A 13,941-nucleotide genomic window follows, 5' to 3' on the forward strand; every position below is an offset into this window, starting at 1 on the left:
GCGGCCCGTTCGCAACACTGCGGCCCGTCGCACAAAGAAAACCTCGTTGCGGCTGCGGCGAACGGGGCAGAAGATGCCCCGACTCAATGCTCATCCGACGGGGGACGACATGGCGCAGCAGTTCAACGCCGCTGACCTGATTGCCGAAGCGCGGCGCACGACCGGACTGGAACGCTTCGACAGCGAGAGTTTCCGCGAAGGCCTCGACGTTCTTCTCGCCGACGCCAGCCAGGTCGACTATCCGGAGCAGGGCGCGCAGCGCTTCCGCGCGACGATGGTGGCGGCGCTCGCGAATCGACTCCAAGCGACGGCGTATCTCGATCAGCATCCCGAACTGCTGCAGCGTCCGATCGAACGGCCCGTGTTCGTGTTCGGCGTGCCGCGTACCGGCACGACGCTGCTGAGCAATCTGCTGGCCGCCGATCCGGCGCGACGCTCGCCACTCACGTGGGAAATCGACGATCCGGTGCCGCCGCCGAGCACCGCCACGCTCTACAACGATCCGCGTGCGCTCGCCCGGCTGGAGATGGAGCGCAAGATGCTCGCGGCGCGGCCCGAGATGGGCAAGTACTACCGCAACTCGGCGATCTATCCGAACGAGTGCATGTTCTTCATCAATTCCGATTTCAAGGCATTGATGTGGGAATCGCGCGGGCGCCTGCCGAACTATCGCGACTACCTGTTCGGCAACGACATCGACCTGACTTCGACCTACCGGTATCACAAGCGCTTCCTGCAGCTGTTGCAGGCCGATGCGCCCGGCATCTGGAATCTCAAGATGCCGTCGCACGCGCTGTATCTCGACACGCTGCTCGAGGTCTACCCCGATGCACGCCTGGTGTGGACGCATCGCGATCCGCTCACCGCGACGGGTTCGTTCTGCAGCCTGCTGTCGCTGGCGCACATGGGATTCCTCGGCAAGGTCGATACCGAATGGCTGGGCGAGGACTGTTCGTATCAGGCCGTCGAACACGCCAGCCGCATCATGGATACGCGCGCACGCATCGGTCACGACCGCATCATCGACGTGCACTACGCCGACCTGATGCGCAATCCGCTGCCGACCATGCGCACGCTGTACCAGGCGCTCGGCGACGCGTTCACGCCAGCCGCCGAAGCCGCAATGACGGCGTGGCTCGACGACAATCCGCAGGACAAGTTCGGCCGGCACGAATACAAGCTGGCGCAGTACAACCTGACCCCGGACAAGTTGCGCGGCATGTTCGAGCGCTATCTGTCGGCGTACGACGTCGAGGCGGAAGGCTGAGGTTCAGAGAAGAGCGGAGTAACCGCATAGAACGCATAGAAGAAAGAGAAAGGAAGTAGCCGCAAAAAGCGCAAAAGCAGAACTCCACATCAGGATTTTTTTGCGCCTTTTGCGCTTTTTGCGGCCAGTTCTTCTGTTTTGCGTTCTATGCGTTCTTTGCGGTTACTCTTGGTTTCTTCAGCCAGGAGAACGCCATGGCCCAGCGGTTCAAGGACAGGCTCGTCGTCATCACCGGTGCCGCCGGCGGCATGGGGCAGGCATTTGCACGCGCCTTCGCGAGCGAGGGTGCCGCGCTCGTCCTGACGGATATCGACGAGGGAGGACTCGAAGCGGCGGTCGCGTCGCTGCGCGGTGAGGGAGCGAAGTGTTCCGGCCATCGCGTCGATCTTGCGAGCGAGGCCGGCATCGCCGAACTGGGCGCGAAGCTGCTCGGCGAACAGCCGCGCATCGATGTGCTCATCAACAACGCAGGCCTGGCGTATGGCGAAATCGCTACCGGCTTCGCCGATCTCTCGCAGGAAAAGTGGCTCAGGTTTTTTGCCGTCAACACTGTGGCGCCGTTGCGCCTCGCGCAGGCACTGCGTCCGGCGCTGACCGCGGCGCGCGGCAACATCGTCAACATCACCTCGATGGCGAGTTACCTGCCGGGCACGGCCTACGGCGTGACCAAGGCGGCGCTGAATGCGATGACGTTCGGCATGGCGGGTTCCTTCGGCGCCGACGGCATCCGCGTCAATGCGATTGCGCCCGGCCTCATGGAAACGCCGGCCTCGCGCGGCAGCCTGCCGCCGGAAACCTATGCGCGCGTGCAGGGGCAGCAGATCCTGAAGCTGCACGGCACGGCGGACGACATCGCTTCGCTGGCGCTGTTCCTCGCCTCCGACGACGCGCGTTTCATCACCGCCGAGATCGTGACCTGCGACGCCGGCAATCGATTGCGGGGCTGGCGCGGCTGATGGCGCGATGAGCGCATTCTTCCGCGGCCCGTCGCCAGGGCGGCCTTCCTGATGTATTGGCGTCTTTTCTGCTGTAGGTCAGGCTTCAGCCTGACGCTTGGGCCGGCTGAAGCCGGCCCCACAGGAAGAAAGCCCGGGCATCTTGCGAAGCCCGTAGCGGCTGTGTCATCACTGCGCCATGCATCCCGAAGATCTGCATCGCCGACTCTACGTTCCGGACCTGCTGGTGAATGCGCTGAACCAGCGGCGTGACAGTCCGCTGTTGCATTTCGTCGACGCCATTCCACAGACCGCTGTCGGCAAGCCGGACAAGAAGGCGCTGCGGGCGCCGTACGCGAAATGATCGCGCGATACCTGATCCAGCCATTGCAGGCCGTCTCGTCGCAGGCGCTCGCCCTCGTCGATCTCGATACGTGGCCGCGCGATGCCGGCCTGCAGCCTCTGCCGTCGGTGCCCGTCATCGGGCTGGGCGAGCGCGCTCATCCACTGGCGGCAACGCTCGATGCCATCATCGAAGCGCCGATCGCGCTGGAAACGCTGATCCGTCAGGTGGAGGCGAATCCGCATGCGGCGGCGGTGATCGTGCAGCTGCTGCGCGTTGCCGAAGGACAATCGCTCGATCGTGCGCTCACGCTGGAATCGCTGAGCTACGGACTGTTGCAGGCCAGCGCCGAGTACGCGCAATGGCTGGCTGCGCGGAATCACGCGAAGGTTTCGACGGTCCCGGGCAGCGTCATCCTCGATCGGCAGGACGATGAACTGCGGGTCGTGCTGAACCGGCCGCAGGCCCGCAACGCCATCGATCGCGCCATGCGCGATCAGTTGTTCGAAGCGTTCACCGTCGCAGCGCTCGATCCCGACATCCGTGCCGTGAAATTCCGCGCCGTCGGTGCGGCGTTCAGCGCCGGCGGCGATCTCGACGAATTCGGCACCACGCGCGATGCGGCGACGGCACACGACATCCGCTGCCGCACGCTGCCGGCGCGTGCCATCGCGCGCCGGCCGGAGATCGTCGACGTTCACATCCAGGGCGCGTGCATCGGCGCGGGTCTGGAAATGGCCGCGTTCGCGCAGCGCGTGACCGCAACGAAGGGCGCGTGGTTCCAGCTGCCGGAGCTGTCGATGGGACTGCTGCCGGGTGCCGGCGGCTGCGTCTCCGTGCCGCGCCGCATCGGCCGGCAACGAGCGGCGCTCATGATGCTGTCCGGCGAGCGCGTCGATGCGGCGACAGCGCTGCGCTGGGGACTGATCGATGCGATCACGGACGAGGCTCCTCCTGTGGGGCCGGCTTCAGCCGGCCTGGAATGACCAAGGCGCGGGTCATAGTCCACTTGCCGGTACTGCATTTCCTGCTTCACTCAGCTCATTCGCTCAGCGGCAGCTCGATGAAACTGTCGTTGCGCAACCGGATGCGTAGCGGCTCGCCGGCATCCGCGATCGATTCGTCGCTCACCTCCTTGCCGGTGCCGTAGTTCACCTGCGCACCGGGATTCTTGTTCGCGTCGAAAAGCACCAGCAGCCGGCTGCCCGCCGCGAGCCTGCGGCTCACGACCGTCGTCGCAAATGCAATCGCGGTCGTCTTGCCGGGCTGGAGCAGCCGACGGCGGGTTGCATCCCGGGCATAGCTCGCGCGCTGCAATGAGTAGCCGAGATTGAACAGCGTGCCGTCGGGCATCACCTCGAACGCGGTCACGCCGAAATCGAAATCCTTCTTGTTGATCGTCACGTTCACGACGCCTCGCAGAGCGCCGCTCAGTACCGTTGGCTGCGCGAACGGCTCGCTCAGGAACTGCAGCTCGGTGATGAATCGGAACTTCACGCCCTGTATCGGATACGGATAGGAATTGAAGTTGTTGAAGACGTTGCGATCGGTGAAGTCCACGACATGTTCGCTGCTGCCGCTGCTTGCGGGTTTGACGGAAGCAAGCTGCAGATGGTCGCCGGTGCGTACGCTGGAGAAGTAGAGCGTGCGCCGCAGTGCGCTCATGGCGTCGAGCGACGGCGCATGTCGCCACTCGTTCGCGCCCATCACCTCGAAGTTGATGCGGTCCTTCAATAGTGCGGGCATCGGACCACCGCGCAGTACGTGATCCATCCAGTCGAACACCAGGTCCGGCGTGCTGAACTGCGCGACCGGGTCGATCTCATATCCGCGCAGCACCGGCGGCTTCTTCTCCCAATGCGTAGCGAGGTGATCGTAGGGGCCGATCACCGCGTAGTGCTCGGCGTCGCGTCGATGACGATAGTGCTCTTTCAGAAACTGGAGCGCCGAGATCTGGCCGTCGTCGTAGTAACCGGTGATCGTCAGTACCGGTATGTCGATACCGGCGTAGTCATGCCCGTACGGCACCATCCGCTGCCAGTAGCCGTCGTAGGTGGGGTGCTGCAGCCAGCGTTGCAGCCACGGGTTGGGCGTACCGTCCACCTGATCGATCTCGCGGTAGGGTCGTCCGCTCTTGAACCAGTTGCGCGCCATGCGGGACCAGCGGTCGCGATCGTCGTTCGCCTGGTCGTCGAGCAGCTTGTTGTTCGTCGTGTAGAAGGCCCAGGCGTAGTTCGCATTCAGGAAAACGTTGTTGTACATCGGCAGTCCGAAGCCGGGAATTGCCGCGGCCGAAACGGCGATCGTCTTGAGCGCCGGATGTTTGCGCTTCGTCGCCGCCCAGGCGGTGAAACCCGAATAGCTGCCGCCGCGCATGCCGACGCTGCCATTGCTCCACGGCTGCTGCACGATCCAGTCGAGAATCGCATGCGCATCCTCGGCGTCGTGCTCGTAGGGCACGATCGGGTCGGGACTGAGTCGCTTGCCGCGCGTGTCTGCGTTGACGCAGGCATAGCCACGATCGACGGCCGGCCTGCACCAGGCGAGCGCATCGGCCACGTTGCTGTAGATGGTGAGCGTGAGCAGCGTCGGCAGCCGCGTCGAATTGCCTTTCGGGAGCATGACGACCGCGGAGAGCGTCGCGCCGTCAGGCGTCCTGATCAGGACGTCCTGCCGGGTGTCGTAGCGTGAATCGTCGCCTTCCGTGGCTGCGGGGGCCGGCAATGCAACCGCGATACAGAAGGCGAGCGCACAGCTTGTGAAGAGGATGGAACGTCGCACGTCATGGGTCCCTGTCATTCGACGACGCGGCAAGGATTCCCAATCCCTGCCGCGTCCGCAAGTGGCGACGCCAATCTTCTTTTATGCGGTCTTTCGCGGCTCCCTCTCCGAATCACGCTCAAACACCCTCACCCCGCCGACGAACGTGGCGCGCACGCAAGCCGACGACAACGCCGAACGTGCCCGTGACCACGGACGATCGAGCAGACAGAGATCGGCGACTACGCCGACAGCGATCGTGCGGCGCCGGTCGAGCGCATCAGGCACGCGCAGGAACAGGTCGAGTGCTTCTTCCGGAGCGAGTGCTTCGCTCGCGCCGATGATCGCGCCCTGTTGTGTGCGGCGATCGACGGCCGCCGCCATCGCAGCCCACGGATCGTAGTGGCCGAAGGGTGCGTCGCTGCCGCCGGCCAGCGTCACGCCGGCATCGAGGAAGGCGCGCTGGCGATACAGCAGTCGCTGCGAGGCCGCCTCGACGTCAGTTCGATAGGCATCGCCGCGTTCGCGGATGAAATGGGGTTGAGTGACGACCGCGAGGTTCAGGCGTGCGATCTCTTCGATCGCATCGTCGGGCGCGACGGAAGCGTGTTCGATGCGGTCGCCTGATTTCACGCCGGCATCGCGCAGCGCGGCGAGCGCATAGACGAGTTCGACTTCGGTGGCGCAGTGAATGGCGACGCCGCGATCGGCGTCGTGCGCGTGGCGGATGAACTGCGTTGCAGTGTCGAGGTCCGGCAGGTTGGCTTCGTGCAGGTGCAGCTTCGCCGGACCGAGTTGCACCTTGCCGCCCGTATCGCCGTGCGACAGAGAGAGACTGCCGGCCAGCAGCACGCGCTGCGGCAGTGCGCCGCTGCGCGTCTCGTGCATGAAGTGACGGCCCATCGCGGCATCGTTCGTCGGCGATATTTCCGTGAGTCCGGTGACGCCGACACGCGCCAGCGCCGAACCCACCGGGGCGAACGAGGGCGGCGAACTGCCCAGCGTGCGCCGCAGCCAGGCGTCCTCGTCGAACAGGCGTCCCGTGTAGCGGCCGTCGATGCGTTCCAGTCCGGGCGGGGCATCGCCGTGCGACAGCAGCAACTCGAGGCCGGCGGAATTGAAGAACCACATGCGGCCCGAGCGATGCTGGAGGCGGACAGGGCGTTGCGTGACGAATCGATCGAGTGTCGCGGCGTCGAGCATGCCGGCGATGCTTTCGTGATAGCCGATGCCGCGCAGCCAGCCGGTGCCCGATGTGCGCAGGCGCGCGGCGAATGCTTCCGCATCGTTCACGTCGGGTGGACCGCAGCGCACCGACGTCAACGATGCGGCGAGGGCGGCGACGTGGATGTGATGATCGTGCAGGCCGGGCAGCAGCAGGCCGCCGGCGGCGTCGATGACTTCTTCGGAGGGCAGGGCGGTGAGGTCGCCGATCGCGCTGACGATGCCGGCGTCGATCCGCACGTCGGCGATGCCTGCGCCGAACAGTTCGGTGCGACGGATCAGCATCGCGCAACCCGCGCCAGAAACGATCGGGTGTGTTCGCCGAAGGCGGGGAGCGGTCCGATGCTGCGTTTCCGCACTTCCGGGAACGGCTGTCCGGCTGCCGCGCTCCAGTCGCGCAACTGTCGTGCGAATCCGTCCGCATCTTCCGCCCGTGCCTGCGTCAGCGCGTGCGCGACGACATGACTCATCGCGATGCCGAGCCGTGCGCCGCATCCTGACGACCATGCCTGCCATGCTTCGACGGCGGCGAACACGCCGGTGAGCGGATCGGCGATGGCGTCGCCGACGAAGCCCGTGCGTCCGCTGGCGGCGTGCAATGCCGCACTGAGGCCGGCGGCAACGCCGCAGTCGTCACCGAAGCCGACCCAGTCGGCCGCGGCACCGTTCGCGCCGTGCCCGGTGATCGTGATCCAGACGAGGCCCGGCGTGTCGCGGACGAAGGCTGAGGCGTCGATGCCGAGCTGTGCGAGCGCACGTGGCCGCGAGGCTTCGATGACGATGTCGGCGCTCGCGATGAGCGAGCGCAGCGCGTGCAGGTCGGTGGTGTCCTTGAAATCCAGCGCCACGCTCTGCTTGCCCTGATTCAGCAGCGCGTAGAACTCGCCATCGCCTTCGCGCATGGCGTCGGGACGGCGGCGGCTTTCCACCTTGATGACCTCGGCGCCGGCGAGCCACAGCAGGTGCGAAGCCAGCGGTCCGGCCCAGAGTGCGGAGAGATCGACGACGCGGGGAGCGCGTGGTGGCGGCTGCGCCGCTGCGCCGCGTGCGAGTTCGATGCAGGGAGCGATACCGGCAGGAAACGCTTCATGCTCGGCTGCAATCGCCAGCCCCAGCAGCCGGCTGCGTGCGACGAGCGTGCCGGCGTGCCTGGCGGCAATCGCCGCCGCAATCGCCTCGTCGTCGCCGACGTCGAGCGTGTCGGATTCGAACAGCGCCGGCAGCGATTCGCGATCGTCGGGACGCGCGAGGTTCAGGGCGAGGGTGTCGTCGAGCGCGTCGAACAGACGACAGCCGCCGCCGGCCGAGATGCGTGCGGGGATGCGTGAACCCGCGAGCAGGGCGCGTTCGCCGAGCAGCGTCTGGCCGTCGAGCGCTGCGATCGCCTGCGATCCCGTCGCGCCGGCGAGCCGAGCGAGCAGTCGATCGGCACAGACGGCGAGCGGGATCTGCGGGTCGTTCATTGCGGTCGGCGGTCGGTGTTGCTTCTTTCTTCTGTAGGTCAGGCTTTCCCGCGGGATTCCCTTCGGTCACAGCCTGACTTCTTGCAGGCCGGCTGAAGCCGGCCCCACAGCATGAGCATCAACGGAAGAGCGCGCGGACCTCGCGCCGCAGCAGCTTGCCCATTTCGTTGTAGGGCAGGGCGTTCAGCACGGCGATGCGCTCCGGCACGCGCGAAGAGCGCAGCCGGTTCTTGATCAGCGAACGCAGTTCGTCTTCGCTCGGCGCCGTCTGGCCCGGACGCACGACGACGGCGATGCCAACGGCTTCGCCCCATTCGACGGACGGTACGGCAACGGCAGCGGCATCGGCGATGGTGGGATGCGTCATGAGCACGTCTTCGATCTCGCCCGGCGAAATGTTTTCGCCGCCGCGCACGATGACGTCGTCGGCGCGACCGGCGAGGAACAGATAACCGTCGGCATCGATCCAGCCTGCGTCGCGGGTCGGGAACCAGCCATCGTTGTCGAGCGCCTTGCGCTCCTTGTATTCGCCCGACACCTGTTCGCCGCGCACATGGATTTCGCCGCGCTCGCCTACGGGCAGCTTCCGGCCTTCCTCGTCGCGCACTTCGATCTCGACCGTCGGCAGCGGTTTGCCGACCGAGGCGAGACGTGCACGCATGACCGGATCGGCGGAACGATGTGCAGCGCGATGATCGTCGGGGCCGAGCAGGGCGATGGTCGAGCTGGTTTCCGTCAGGCCGTAGGCATTGGTGAAGCCGACGTCGGGGAACAGCTCCAGCGCGCGTTCGATCAGCTCGGCCGGCATGCGTCCGCCGCCGTACGCGACGGCTTGCAGCGTGCCGAGATCCGCTCTGGCGCCGGCATCCATGCGCGCCACGATGCGCGAGAGCATCGTCGGCACGACGAACGCATTGGTGGCGCGTTCGGCAGCAGCGAGCGCAAGCCAGGCGTCGGGTTCGAATGCCGGCAGCAGCAGGATGCGGCGCATCGAGTAGATCGAGCTCATGAGCGCCGAGATGCCGGCGATGTGATACGGCGGCACGCTCACCAGCGCCGCTTCTTCCGGCGAAGCCGAGCCGAACTCGACCGTGCCGAGAATGTACGAGAGCAGGTTCGCATGACGCAGCAGCGCCGCTTTCGGTGCCGCCGTGGTGCCGCTCGTGAAAAGCTGCACGGCGATGGCGCCGTCGACTTCTTCTGCGCCCGGATGCGGTTCCGCCTGCTCGGCCTGCGCGACGAACTCGGCACGCGACAGCGTGACGTGACCGCCGTCGGGATTCAGGCGGTTGACGCGCGCCTGGTCGCCGACGATGAACGCCGGTGCGATGCGCGCCAGCAGCGCGGCGAGATCCGCATCGGCGAGGCGATAGTTCAAGGGCACATAGGGAATGCCGGCGAGGGCCGCGCCGAACAGCGCCATCGCCGCGGCTTCGCTGTTCTCATCGAGCAGCGCGACATGAGTGGCGCCACTCTTCTGCATCAACGTGGCGGCGCCCTGCGCGGCGCGCAGCAGCGAGCCGTACGACCAGCGACGTCCGTCGCAGACCAGTCCGATGCGATCCGGCTCGGCATCGGCAGCCATCTGGAGAAGAAGCGAAATGTTCATCGAGGCGATTTCAGTCGGAGGCGGGCAGCGGCTTGGCGTCCTTGAGCTTGAGCGCGACACCGCCGACGGACAGCGAGCCCTGGCCCGCTTTCACGCACAGCAGTTCGAGCGTGCCGGCCTCATCGACATAGCGCTTGCCCATCTTCGTGCCTGCGGCGAAGGCGGGATCGATGACGCCGCGTTCGGCGGGACGCTCCGCCGCCATCGGCGCACCGCCGCAATCGACGGCGACGTCGGCAGCCTTGATCACCATGACTTCGGTGTCGCACACCGCGCTTTTGAGTTTCGTTCCCGGTTTCATGTTGGTCGTCGGTAGTTGTAGGTCAGGCGATGGCGCCTGCAGCTTTCAGTTGTTCGATGCGATCCCACTCGAAACCGATTTCCATCAGGAAGGTCTCGGTGTGTTCGTTGGCCTGCGGCGAGCGCGTGGTCTTCACCGGTTCGTGATTGAACTGCACCGGGTTGCGCACCAGCTTGAGCGGCTTGCCGCCATCGGCCGCTTCGACTTCGATGATCATGTCGTTGGCGATGGCCTGCTCGTCGCTGGCGAGATCGATGAGGCTCTGGATCGGCGCCCACTGGCCTTTCATGGTCTTCAGATGCTGGCGCCAGTATTCGAACGGCTTGCTGCCGATCGCCTTGACGATCAGGTCGCTCGCCGCCCTGGAGTTCTCGATCAGCTTGTGCACGTCGGCGAAGCGCGGATCGTCGCCGGCTTCGGGAATGCCGAAGTGTTCGAAGGCGTCGCGGATCAGTCCCGTCGGGCTGACCATGCAGAGATTGATGGTGCCGCCGTCGGACGTGCGGAAGTTGCCCATCAGCGGATTCTTGGCGGACCCGCCGGAGTTCGGCATGGCATTGCGCGTGATCACGCCTTTTTCCATGCCCTGCGCCACCAGTGCGCCCGACGCCCACCACGCGGTGCTGAGCAGCGAGACGTCGAGTTCGAGACCTTCGCCGGTGCGTTCGCGATTGAACAGCGCAGCGGAAATGCCGCCGGCGATGAACATGCCGCCGATGGAATCGCCGAAGGCCGGAATGCCCTGCGTCAGCGGGCCTTCGAGTTCCGGCGGCGTCATCGAATGCGCGATGCCGCTGCGCGACCAGAACGCCGTGCCGTCGAAACCGCCGACGTCGCGTTCCGGGCCTTTGTCGCCGTAGGCGCTGCCGCGCGCATAGATGATCTTCGGGTTCACCGCCTTGATGTGTTCGTAGTCGAACTTGTTCTTCTGACGCACCGAGGGCAGGTAGTTCGTGAGGAACACATCGCAGGTCCTGGCGATCTCGTACAGCAGCTCCTGGCCTTCCTTCCTGGAGACGTCGATGCCGACGCTGCGCTTGCCGCGATTGGGATGTTCCATCAGCGTGTGCCGATTGGGATCGAGCACCACGCCGCCCATGTTGAGAAAGCCACGCTGCGTGTCGCCGCGCAGGGGATGTTCGATCTTGATGACGTCCGCGCCCCAGTCGGCGAGCACTGCGCCGGCCGCAGGAACATAGGTGAACTGCGCGACCTCGAGAACCCGAACCCCCTTCATCACCTGCGTCATGTGCGCTCCACTCTCGGTTGCCGGATTGCTTGCATCCGGGCTGGCGATCATACCTTCGCCGCCGCACCCCGGCGAGTTGATAGTCAACAGCGTTGTTTGATACGGTGCGGCGCCTGCCGAAGCTTGCCGCATGTACCGGGGTTCGCCAAGCCGCGGCGCACAAGACGATGCAGGCCAGGACAAGATCAGGGCAAGTCGAACCCCAACCCGGAGATGCCTCCCATGAGAATCGATTCTTCCCTCGCCGCCGTCGTGACCGGTGGCGCCTCAGGTCTTGGACTGGCGACCGTCAAAGCGCTGCGGGCCGCGGGCGCCCGGGTCGCGATCTTCGATCTCAATCCCGACACGGGCGAGAAGGCGGCGGCTGAAACCGGCGCGGTGTTCTGCCGCTGCGACGTTCTGTCAGATGAGAGTGTCGACGAAGCCTTTGCCAGGGCCCGGGCGGCGAATGGCCAGGAGCGCGCACTCGTGAGCTGCGCCGGAGGCGGCAATGCCATCGCCACCGCGCGCCGCGACAAGACGACGGGCGAGATCAGGATTTTCCCCTCCGATCAGTTCGAGTGGGTGCTCAAGCTGAACACGGTCGGTACGTTCCGCTGCATCACGCGCGCGGCGGCCGGCATGATGACGCTCGAACCCGTCGACGGCGAACGCGGCGTGCTCATCAACACGGCCTCGGCTGCGGCGACCGAGGGCCAGATGGGACAGGCGGCTTATTCGGCGGCGAAAGCGGCGATCGTCGGCATGACACTGACGATCGCTCGCGATCTGTCCCGCGAAGGGATTCGCGTCAATACGATCCAGCCCGGTATTTTTTCGACGCCCGCGATGTCGCGCGCCACGCCGCAGATGCTCGAAGCGCTCGGCGCGATGGTGCCGTTCCCGCCGCGTCTGGGAAATGCAGACGAGTTCGCCAGCATGGCGCTCGAACTGATCCGCAACGGCTACGTGAACGGCGAGACCGTGCGACTCGACGGCGCCATCCGCATGCAGCCGCGCTGATGCGTCTGCACGCTTTGTTCCTCCTGTAGGTCAGGCTGTAGGTCAGGCTTCAGCCTGACTCCTTAAAAAAATAGAGGCCGGCTGAAGCCGGCCCCACAGGCAGAAAAAAAAGAGTGCCGGAGACCATGACATGACCCTGCGCGTCGGAATCATCAGCGCCAACTGGGGCGCATTCGCCCATCTGCCTGCGTGGCGTTCGCTGCCGGGCGTGGAAGTCGTCGGCATCTGCACCTCGCGCCGCGAAACGGCCGAGGCCGCCGCGAAGAAATTCAACGTCGCGCGACCGTTCTGGAATGCCGAGGACATGGCCGCCGATCCCGGCATCGACATCGTGGATTGCGGCACGCGCCCGAACCTGCGCCATGCGATGGTGCTGGCCGCACTGCGTCATGGCAAACACGTCTACAACGGCATTCCCTGCGCCGCGAACATCGATCAGGCGCGCGAGCTGCGCGACGCCTGGAAGACCAGCGGCAAGGTGGCGATCGTCGATGCGTTCTCGCAATGGCTGCCGGCGCATCAGCGGTTGCGGGAGATGATTGATCAGGATTTTCTCGGCCGGCCGCTCGGCGGTTCGTGCTTCTTCAATCTGTCGCTGTTCAACAATCCGAGCCCCTACTTTCCGTACAACTGGTTCGCGCAGGCGGGGCAGGGCGTATCGGCGATGCGCAATCTCGGCAGTCACGCACTGCACATGCTGGTGTTCCTGTTCGGCGAAATCGAAGAGCTCACCGCCAGCGACAACCGCGTGCTCGAGGAATGGCGCTTTGCCGACGGCAAGATCATCGCGCCCGAGACCAACGACTACGCGTGCCTGATCCTGCGCTTCAGGAGCGGACTGGTGCTGCAGCTGCAGGTGTCATGGAGCGCGACGCTCGGTTCGGGCTGGCTGCTCGATGCCTTCGGCACCAGGGGCCGTTTCATTTCGAAGGCGCCGAGTTTTCCGACCAGTCGCGACACGACGCTGCAGGCAGGATCTCTCGGCGGTTCTCTGCAACCGGTCGAGATTCCTGCGCGCTTCACGCAAGCACCGGACATCGGCATCACGGCCGATGTCGATCCGCAGCCGGCGTATCCGATGGCGCTGTCGATGCGCCGGATGATCGAAGTCATCCGCGGCGGCAGACAGCCGGCGGCGCCGGATTTCGACCAGGCCTGGACGGTCGAGCGGGTGCTGGAAGCGGCCCGACGTTCATCGGCCGAGCGACGCTGGGTGCGCCTGGAGGAAATCGCCTGAAATCAGTCGATCGCTGAATTCGTGCGTCATTTCACAAACTCGTCATTGACGGCAAATCGATTAATTACTAAGCTGCCTAGGTATAAGGTTCCTTGGTATTTAACACTTGGCAGCTCGCCTGCCCCGTCATTGAGGAGACGCACGTGAAGAAGTCGGTTCTTGTTGTAGTGATGATGGCTTCCGCCCTGTCCGCCATGGCGGGTGAAGCGGTTGCCGAAGCGGGCAAGATGCTGCTGGGTGCCGATGGCGTGCGTCTGGGCGCCGTCTACCGCGTCACCGGCGATGGCTCCGCCCAGCTGATCGTCGACGGCAAGATGGTGACGGTGCCGGCCTCGACGATTTCGGTCGTCGACGGCAAGCTGACGACCACGCTTTCCAAGAGCGAAGTTCGCAAGCTCAAGTCGTAATTGCACCTCGCTGCCGGCGGAGCAGAGACGCCCGCCGGCAGCGCTGTTGATGAAGCTCCACGCAAAGTGGAGTAAAAGCCAATGGCACTGACTTAAGCGCTTCTTTCTGTAGGTCAGGCTTTAGCCTGACTGTTTTCAGGCCGG

Annotated in this window: 13 protein-coding genes; 7 read left to right on the plus strand and 6 right to left on the minus strand. The window is 65.3% G+C overall.

The genetic code is table 11. The features are described from left to right. Window positions 1-73 precede the first annotated feature (73 nt). From V7D81_RS20860 to V7D81_RS20875, 4 genes are all read left to right on the plus strand, one after another. Complete coding sequence (locus tag V7D81_RS20860) at window positions 74-1,267, plus strand: sulfotransferase family protein (protein WP_324319923.1); 1,194 nt, start codon at window positions 74-76, stop codon at window positions 1,265-1,267. Window positions 1,268-1,461: 194 nt separating this feature from the next. Continuing rightward, entirely contained in the window at window positions 1,462-2,223 is a 762-nt protein-coding gene (locus V7D81_RS20865; RefSeq protein ID WP_324319925.1) for an SDR family NAD(P)-dependent oxidoreductase, read from the plus strand. Between the two features lie 178 nt (window positions 2,224-2,401). After that, on the plus strand, window positions 2,402-2,566 hold the full coding sequence (locus V7D81_RS20870; protein ID WP_324319927.1) for a hypothetical protein: 165 nt from the start codon (window positions 2,402-2,404) through the stop codon (window positions 2,564-2,566). Beyond that, window positions 2,563-3,531 carry an enoyl-CoA hydratase/isomerase family protein gene (locus V7D81_RS20875; RefSeq protein WP_324319929.1) on the plus strand — a complete coding sequence of 323 codons (969 nt, stop codon included), beginning with the start codon at window positions 2,563-2,565 and terminating at the stop codon, window positions 3,529-3,531. The genes V7D81_RS20870 and V7D81_RS20875 overlap by 4 nt, the downstream gene beginning before the upstream one ends. Window positions 3,532-3,586: 55 nt before the next feature. Here V7D81_RS20875 and V7D81_RS20880 read toward each other — a convergent pair whose 3' ends face one another. From V7D81_RS20880 to V7D81_RS20905, 6 genes are all read right to left on the minus strand, one after another. Beyond that, window positions 3,587-5,326, minus strand: a complete 1,740-nt coding sequence (locus V7D81_RS20880; RefSeq protein ID WP_324319930.1) for a CocE/NonD family hydrolase — start codon at window positions 5,324-5,326, stop codon at window positions 3,587-3,589. A gap of 81 nt (window positions 5,327-5,407) precedes the next feature. Further along, on the minus strand, window positions 5,408-6,814 hold the full coding sequence (locus tag V7D81_RS20885) for an amidohydrolase family protein (protein WP_324319933.1): 1,407 nt from the start codon (window positions 6,812-6,814) through the stop codon (window positions 5,408-5,410). Continuing rightward, window positions 6,808-7,992: a CoA transferase gene (locus V7D81_RS20890; RefSeq protein WP_324319935.1), complete on the minus strand. Its 1,185-nt coding sequence runs from the start codon at window positions 7,990-7,992 to the stop codon at window positions 6,808-6,810. The genes V7D81_RS20885 and V7D81_RS20890 overlap by 7 nt, the downstream gene beginning before the upstream one ends. 118 nt (window positions 7,993-8,110) lie before the next feature. After that, on the minus strand, window positions 8,111-9,601 hold the full coding sequence (locus V7D81_RS20895; protein WP_324319937.1) for a class I adenylate-forming enzyme family protein: 1,491 nt from the start codon (window positions 9,599-9,601) through the stop codon (window positions 8,111-8,113). Between the two features lie 10 nt (window positions 9,602-9,611). Next, window positions 9,612-9,902, minus strand: a complete 291-nt coding sequence (locus tag V7D81_RS20900) for a hypothetical protein (RefSeq protein ID WP_324319939.1) — start codon at window positions 9,900-9,902, stop codon at window positions 9,612-9,614. A 22-nt stretch (window positions 9,903-9,924) separates the two neighbouring features. Beyond that, window positions 9,925-11,151: a CaiB/BaiF CoA transferase family protein gene (locus V7D81_RS20905; protein WP_324319941.1), complete on the minus strand. Its 1,227-nt coding sequence runs from the start codon at window positions 11,149-11,151 to the stop codon at window positions 9,925-9,927. A 222-nt stretch (window positions 11,152-11,373) separates the two neighbouring features. Here V7D81_RS20905 and V7D81_RS20910 point away from each other — a divergent pair, with 222 nt between their 5' ends. The 3 genes from V7D81_RS20910 to V7D81_RS20920 all read left to right on the plus strand — a co-directional run bounded on the left by V7D81_RS20910 (window position 11,374) and on the right by V7D81_RS20920 (window position 13,797). Next, window positions 11,374-12,153 carry an SDR family NAD(P)-dependent oxidoreductase gene (locus V7D81_RS20910; protein ID WP_324319943.1) on the plus strand — a complete coding sequence of 260 codons (780 nt, stop codon included), beginning with the start codon at window positions 11,374-11,376 and terminating at the stop codon, window positions 12,151-12,153. Between the two features lie 130 nt (window positions 12,154-12,283). Then, the gene (locus tag V7D81_RS20915; RefSeq protein ID WP_324319944.1) at window positions 12,284-13,390 is read left to right on the plus strand and encodes a Gfo/Idh/MocA family protein; all 1,107 of its coding nucleotides are present in this window, start codon (window positions 12,284-12,286) and stop codon (window positions 13,388-13,390) included. Window positions 13,391-13,533: 143 nt separating this feature from the next. Further along, the gene (locus tag V7D81_RS20920) at window positions 13,534-13,797 is read left to right on the plus strand and encodes a hypothetical protein (RefSeq protein WP_324319946.1); all 264 of its coding nucleotides are present in this window, start codon (window positions 13,534-13,536) and stop codon (window positions 13,795-13,797) included. The last annotated feature ends 144 nt before the right edge of the window (window positions 13,798-13,941 follow it).

This window comes from Povalibacter sp., assembly GCF_036735925.1.
Lineage (GTDB): Bacteria > Pseudomonadota > Gammaproteobacteria > Steroidobacterales > Steroidobacteraceae > Steroidobacter.